Consider the following 6,650-nt stretch of genomic DNA (forward strand, 5'->3'; position numbering starts at 1 on the left):
GCGTTTGCCTAAGCCGAGGATAGGGGAAAGCGATGCCATAATGACAGTAGAAAATTCTACTCAGATGAAAATTCTTCTGGATCGGAAACGGGTGGCGCAGGTAACATCCGCGTGAGTGTCGCAAGGGAGGAAATCGGCATGCTGGATCGGGATCTTCAGGCCGGGGCCCGGAACCTGCTGGTCAACTGCGGTGGCCTGCGCACTGGCGACCGGCTGCTGGTCCTGTGCGAGGATCCGGCAAACGGCTACTATGACCGGGCGATAGGCGATGCGGTATTGGAGCGCGCGCGGGATCTGGGGATCGAGGCGCAGGCCGAAATCCTGCCGTTTGATCCGATGGGTGCTGCGCTGCCGCCTGATCTGGTGGCGCGTATGAAGGCTGTGGACCGGGTGCTGTTCCTGTCGCGCAGCGGTGACCAGATCCGCTTCAACGCGGACATGCAGGGAATCCGCCCGATCATGTCCTATGCGCTGGACGCCGGTATGCTGGGCTCTGGTTTCGGACGGGCCAGCTATCAAGGGTTTGTGGCGCTGAAGGATGCGGTGAACGCGTTGTTTGCCAAAGCTGGGCACATCAGGGTGACCTGCCCGCTGGGAACTGATTTCAGCGGTCCGGGGGCGGGGTTCCCGAAATCCGGGGCTGCAGATGTCGCCGTGGCACGGTTCCCGATGTCAGTATTTGCACCGGTGCCTGCGCAGGGGTTTTCCGGGGCCGTTGTTCAAGATGGGTTCCTGGTGGGGACCGGGTCGAAATTCTATGAGCCCTACGGCTGCGACCTGAAGGAACCCTTGGCAGTGCATTTCCGCGATAACGTGCTGGAAGGTTTCAGCGGCCACGAGATGGACGTGCATTGCGCCCGGATGCATTATGCAAGGGTCGGCGAACAGTTTGCCTTGGACCCGTTGACGATGCACTCCTGGCACGCTGGCATTCACCCGGGCTGCGCCTATCCGATGGCTGCAGCGGAAAATTTCGAACGCTGGAGCGGCGGAGCCTTTGGCAACCCGCGGCTGCTGCATTTCCACACCTGCGGGCACTATGCCCCTGGTGAGATTTCGCTGAACGTGCTGGATCCGACGATAGAGGTGGACGGCGCAGCGGTTTGGCGGGATGGAGTGTTCGACCCGTGCTTGGTGCCGGGCGGAGCTGAAATCCTGGCCCAGTACCCTTGCATCCGTGAAGTATTCGACGCGCCCGCGCAGGCAGTAGGGCAGGGGCCTGGCGGACGGCTGGCGGGCTGAATCTGAACCAGGAAAATGCGTCCTTCCTTGCCGTTTCCCTTGCGGGAAGACGGCTTTTTACTGGGCCTCAGCTTTGATCTGGCGTGCGACCCGTGTGCGGAAGCGCATCGCCCCTGCATCGAGGCCAAGGTTGATGTAAGGTGACTTGCGCTTGGCCATGCCGGTCTGGACGTGCTCCAGCACCTCCTTGTCCTCAGTGAAGGCCATAATGGCGCCTTCGAACATGCGTTTGGACATCTCCTCATTTTCAGCATGCATATTGCGGTGCTGGAACCAGTAGTACCGGGCGCGGGCGCCATCCACCGGGGTAATGAAATTGTAGGAGATGTTCACAAATGCATTGGCTGACAGCGGCTTATCCTTGCCGCCTTCGCCTTTGGGCGCATAGACCGACATGTTGATGGCGGTGGCGGGCAGGCGGCATTCGTAGTGCTGTTTTCGGTCGCACGAGGGGCCAAATGGCAGCATGGGTTTGTAGTAGGGCGGCGGCGCCTCGTCCAACACCCAGCGCGAGACAATCACACCGTCTTCGGTCTCTTCCAAGTCCAGCGGACGGTTGTCGGTGCCAGCTCCGGCAAATGAGGTCAAATGCACCCAAGCCACATGGCTGGGGTCCAGCAAATTGTCGGTGATGTAGAGATAGTGGCAGGCCATCTCCATCGCGCCCTTGGCGGTCTTGCCCCAGGCCGGGTTGTCGAAGTTCGGGATGTCGATGATTTTGGCGCGGTCAGCCTGCTGCGGATCGCCCATCCACAGCCAGAGGAAACCCCAGCGGTCCTCGGCCGGGTAGGAATGCACGGCGGCACGGCGCGGCGGGTTGTCGAGCTGGGTAGGGGCAATCACGCATTCGCCGGTGCAGTCAAAGGTCAGCCCGTGATAACCGCAAACCACATGGTCGCCCTCTATGGTGCCCCGCGACAGGGGCAGCTTGCGGTGCGGGCAGGCGTCCTCCAGTGCTACCGCTGCGCCTTTGGTGTCGCGGTAGATCACTATCTGCTCTTCCAGCATGGTGAGAGCGTTCAATTCACGCCCGAAATCCTCGCTGCGCCCTGCCACATACCAGCAGTTGCGCACGTAACCTTCGCCTCCGATCAGATCAGGCCGCATCCCCGCCTCCTATTCCGAGAATACATCAAAGGCTTCCAGCGCTTTGGCGCTGTAGGCATACGAAGGCCCGCCGCCCATGTAAGTGGCCATGGCGAGCGCTTCGCAAAGTTCCTCGCGGCTGGCGCCGAGACGCACAAGCGAGCGGACGTGGAAGCCGATGCAGCTGTCGCAGCGGGTGGCAATGGCGATGCCAAGGGCGATGAATTCCTTGGTCTTCTCGCTCAGAGCGCCGTCTTTCTTGGCGGCCTGGCCCATGATGCCAAACCCGCGTACGGTGTCAGGAATCTCCTTGGAGAAGGTGCCGATATTGGCCTCGGTCTCGGCCATGAAGGTTTTCCAGTCCATCATTCTCTCCTTATCCGCGCTCATCCGAACCCATCCGGCGCTCCAGCCAGCGCACGCCTGCGCTGATGATCAGCACCAGCACCAGGTATTCGAGGATCAGCAGGGTGTAGATTTCCAGCGGGCGGTATTCGCTCACCACCAGCTCATTGGCGCGGCGGGTCAGTTCCTGCATGCCGATGACCGAGGCAAAGGCACTCATCTTGACGATGTAGATGAACTGGTTTGCCAGCGGCGGCAGGATACGGCGGATCGCCTGCGGCAGGATCACGTAGCGCATGGTTTGCAAGTAGTTGAGGCCGATGGTCTGGGCCGCCTCGGTCTGGCCCTTGGCAATCGACTGGATGCCTGCGCGGTAGATCTCGGCGGTAAAGGCGCTGTCCGATAGAGCGAGCGTGATGATCGCGCCCCAGAACGGGTCGATCGGCACGTTCATTCCCATCTCGCGGAAGATGATGGGCAGGCCGAAAAAGACCCAGAACAGCATTGGCAGCAGCGGGATCGAGCGGATGAATTCAACATAGATGCGGTTCACCATCCGCCAGCCGCGGCTTTTTGCGAGGCCGGGCAGCGCGACGATCAGGCCCAGTCCGATGGAAATCGCTGCAGCAATCACCGAGATCAGGATGGTGTCGCCCATGCCGGAGATCAGGAATTTCACATTCACCCAGCCGCTTGGGGTCATCGGGTTGATCACATACCAGCCCCAGGTTGAGGAGCTGGAGCAGCCGGTAAGCGCCAGCAGGGGCAGCAGGAAGATCAGGGTCTTTCTCATGATGCGGTCTTTCCGGTCAGTGCTGCAGGATCTGCGACAGAAACTTCTGGCAGCGCGGCGAGCGGGGGGAGCCGAAGAATTCTTCGGGCGGGCCCTGTTCGACAATTTCGCCCGCATCCATAAACACCATTTGGTCGGCCACCTTGCGGGCAAAACCCATTTCGTGGGTCACAACCACCATGGTCATCCCCTCCTGAGCCAGCTCGGCCATGACATCCAGAACTTCCGAAATCATCTCCGGATCCAGCGCCGAAGTGGGCTCGTCAAACAGCAGAACCTTGGGCTCCATGCACAGCGAGCGCGCAATCGCCACCCGCTGCTGCTGCCCGCCGGAAAGCTGGCTGGGGCGTTTTCTGGCCTGATCCGGAATATGCACCCGTTCCAGGTAATGCATTGCCTTGGCTTCAGCCTCGGATTTGGAAATGCCGCGGGCCTTGATGGGGCCCAGTGTCAGGTTCTCCAGAACCGTCAGATGCGGGAACAGGTTGAACTGCTGGAACACCATGCCGACTTCGGAGCGGATCGCGGCAACTGACTGGGGGTCGTTGGTCAGCTCGATCCCGTCGACCCGGATAATGCCCTTTTGATGTTCCTCCAGCCGGTTGATGCAGCGCACAACGGTGGACTTGCCAGAACCCGACGGTCCGCAGATCACAACTTTTTCACCGGCCCGGACCGATAGATTGATATTCTTCAACACATGAAATGTGCCATACCATTTGTTCACACCGGCGAGTTCGATCGCCGTGACAGGTGCCGTTTCGGGCTTTGGCTGGGCGGTCCCTGGCATATTTTTCTTCCCAAGAAAAATTTTTCTTGAGGTTAACTGCCGCTTTGCCGTTAAATCAAGCATCAAATCTGCTTCTTTTCCTAGGCAACCAAAGACGCACCAACGGGAGACTTCTATGAAACGCTTTATCAAGACCGTGGCAGCAGCGGCGGTGACTGTGGCGCTGGCGGGGGCTGCGCAGGCACAGTCCGCTCTGAACGAGATCCTGGATGCCGGCGTGCTGAAGGTTGGCACGACCGGCGATTGGAACCCGATGACGCTGCGCGATCCGGCGACCAACAGCTACAAGGGTTATGACATCGATATCATGGCTGAGCTTGCCAAGGATCTGGGCGTCGAAGTGGAGTTTGTGCCCACCGACTGGAAGACCCTGGTCAATGGCGTGGTTGCGGGCAAGTACCACATTACCGGATCGGCCTCGATCTCGCCGCCGCGGATGAAGGTTGCGGGGTTCTCCGACAGCTATATCGCGGTGGAAATTTTTCCCTTCACCACCAAGGATAAGGCCGGGAATTTCTCGGGCTATGACTCGATCAACCAGCCGGGGGTGAAAGTGGCGACAACGCTGGGCACCACCTTTGAAAAACTGGCGCGCGAGTGGTTCCCGAATGCCGACATCAAGGTGGTCGAGGCACCTGCGCGCGGCTTCCAGGAAGTGCTGGCCGGCCGGGCGGATGTGTTCATCACCTCCAACATCGAAGGCTCCACCCTGGAGGGCAAGTTTCCGGTGACCCGTGTCCCGGACACCGGCCCGCGTGCACCGTCGCCGATTGCGATGCTGCTGCCGCAGGATGACCAGGTTTGGATCAACTACGTCAACAACTGGGTCAAGGTGAAGAAAGCCACCGGCTTTTTTGAGGCCAACCGCGAGAAATGGGGGCTGTGACACCTCTTGGCGCAGCTGTCCCGGCTGCGCCCGTCAGATCTCGCTGGTTTCCGCCTTGGTGACCATTGTGATGAAGCTCACTTTATCTGTTTTCAGCTCCACCGGCCCATGGGCGTTGCTGCTGTCAAAGCTGATGCTGTCCCCGGGTTTCATCTCATAGGTGGCATCGCCGCATTGGAAAACCATCTCGCCACTGGTGATATGCATGAACTCCAGCCCCCGGTGGCGGTACAGCGGCCGCGGTTTCAACGGCTGCTCCAGCGTCACCGAATAGCTTTCGAAACTGACATGGCTGGATTCGGCCCGGCCGATCATCTTGTAGGTATGGCCAAAGCCGCTGCCGAGCCGCTGCACCGTCATGCCTTCGCCAGAGGCGACAAAGGACACGTCCGAATGCTCTACCGTTCCGGCAAAGAAGTTGATCAGCGGCGCGCCGATGCCTGCTGCCAGCGCTTCCAGCGTCGTGAGCGAGGCCGAGACCTGGCCGCGTTCGATCTTGGAGATCATTGCAGTGGATACGCCCGAGCGTTCCGACAGCCCGGCCAGCGTCAGCCCCGCCAGCATCCGGTGGGTCTTAACTGCGGCGCCGACCAGTTGGTCGAGCGCGGGTTTTTCGAGTTCTGCGGGCGATGAATCTTCCATTGCCGCAGATTAGGCCGCCTGCAGCCAAAGGAAAAGCTGTCCAGCGCAGTTCGCAAAGAAAAGACAGGAGAAGAGAATGCAGCTTGCCCATATGACCTGGCAGCAAGTGGAAGCCCGATTGTGCGAAGGTGCTGCTGTGATGGTCCCGGTGGGTTCGACCGAGCAGCACGGGCCGATGGGGAGGATCGGCACCGACACGATTTGCGCCGAGGCGGTGGCGCTGCAGGCCGCAGAGCTCTGCGGCGCCATCGTTGCGCCTGCGCTCGCCTATACGCCGGCGCCGTTCAACACGGCATTTCCGGGCACCGTCTCTATGCCGGCGGATTTGTTTCAGGCCCATGCGGCTGCGGTTTTCAAAGGCCTTCTGGCGCAGGGGTTTGCCGGCGTCTTTGTTGTGAATGGCCATGGCGCGAATGTGGCCCCACTGCGTCGCGCGGCAGAAGATCTGGCCCCGTCCCGCATCGGCATCCGCAGTTGGTGGGAGCCGGAGGAAGTGAATGCATTGCGAAAAGAACTTTATGGCGATTGGGAGGGGATGCACGGCACGCCCTCCGAGGTGGCCATTACCCAAGCCTTGCTGGGAGAACTGCCTGCGGGTGACGCGGCAGACCCGCCGCAGAAACTGAGCGCGGAGTTCATCAAGGCTCACGCTGGCGACAAGCACGGACCGCCAGAGGAACACCGGGCGGAGTTCCCAGACGGTCGGGTCGGCTCGCATTCGGCGCTGGCCGCGCCGGAAGACGGCGGGCGCCTGCTGGCGGCGGCGGCGCGCGGGATCTGCGAAGACTTCCTGGCGTTTTCGGAAGATGAAGCCTAGCCGGCCGGGGGTGTATTCAGCAGCCGCTGCGCCGTTTTTTTTGCGTCTG

The 6,650-nt window shown here is 60.8% G+C and carries 8 protein-coding genes; 3 read left to right on the plus strand and 5 right to left on the minus strand.

Going from position 1 to position 6,650, the window contains the following annotated elements; translation table 11 throughout:
- Positions 1–138: 138 nt before the first annotated feature.
- A complete protein-coding gene (locus tag RA20_RS19640; RefSeq protein WP_039132663.1) occupies positions 139–1,242 on the plus strand; it encodes a hypothetical protein in 1,104 nt (367 codons plus the stop codon).
- Positions 1,243–1,299: 57 nt separating this feature from the next.
- Here RA20_RS19640 and RA20_RS19645 read toward each other — a convergent pair whose 3' ends face one another.
- Genes RA20_RS19645 through RA20_RS19660 form a run of 4 tightly spaced genes read right to left on the minus strand, consistent with a single transcriptional unit; the run spans position 1,300 to position 4,256 of the window.
- Complete coding sequence (locus tag RA20_RS19645) at positions 1,300–2,349, minus strand: aromatic ring-hydroxylating dioxygenase subunit alpha (RefSeq protein WP_039132665.1); 1,050 nt, start codon at positions 2,347–2,349, stop codon at positions 1,300–1,302.
- A gap of 9 nt (positions 2,350–2,358) precedes the next feature.
- Complete coding sequence (locus RA20_RS19650) at positions 2,359–2,694, minus strand: carboxymuconolactone decarboxylase family protein (RefSeq protein WP_039132666.1); 336 nt, start codon at positions 2,692–2,694, stop codon at positions 2,359–2,361.
- A gap of 10 nt (positions 2,695–2,704) precedes the next feature.
- Positions 2,705–3,466 (minus strand): amino acid ABC transporter permease, encoded by a 762-nt coding sequence (locus RA20_RS19655; protein ID WP_039132668.1) that lies wholly within the window; start codon positions 3,464–3,466, stop codon positions 2,705–2,707.
- Between the two features lie 16 nt (positions 3,467–3,482).
- Positions 3,483–4,256: an amino acid ABC transporter ATP-binding protein gene (locus tag RA20_RS19660; protein WP_052249095.1), complete on the minus strand. Its 774-nt coding sequence runs from the start codon at positions 4,254–4,256 to the stop codon at positions 3,483–3,485.
- A 115-nt stretch (positions 4,257–4,371) separates the two neighbouring features.
- Between RA20_RS19660 and RA20_RS19665 the strand changes: the two genes are divergently transcribed.
- Complete coding sequence (locus RA20_RS19665; protein WP_039132671.1) at positions 4,372–5,142, plus strand: transporter substrate-binding domain-containing protein; 771 nt, start codon at positions 4,372–4,374, stop codon at positions 5,140–5,142.
- Between the two features lie 33 nt (positions 5,143–5,175).
- Here RA20_RS19665 and RA20_RS19670 read toward each other — a convergent pair whose 3' ends face one another.
- The gene (locus tag RA20_RS19670) at positions 5,176–5,784 is read right to left on the minus strand and encodes a helix-turn-helix domain-containing protein (protein WP_052249096.1); all 609 of its coding nucleotides are present in this window, start codon (positions 5,782–5,784) and stop codon (positions 5,176–5,178) included.
- A gap of 76 nt (positions 5,785–5,860) precedes the next feature.
- Here RA20_RS19670 and RA20_RS19675 point away from each other — a divergent pair, with 76 nt between their 5' ends.
- Positions 5,861–6,601 (plus strand): creatininase family protein, encoded by a 741-nt coding sequence (locus RA20_RS19675; RefSeq protein WP_039132673.1) that lies wholly within the window; start codon positions 5,861–5,863, stop codon positions 6,599–6,601.
- Positions 6,602–6,650: the final 49 nt, after the last annotated feature.

The organism is Leisingera sp. ANG-Vp, from assembly GCF_000813725.1.
GTDB lineage: Bacteria > Pseudomonadota > Alphaproteobacteria > Rhodobacterales > Rhodobacteraceae > Leisingera.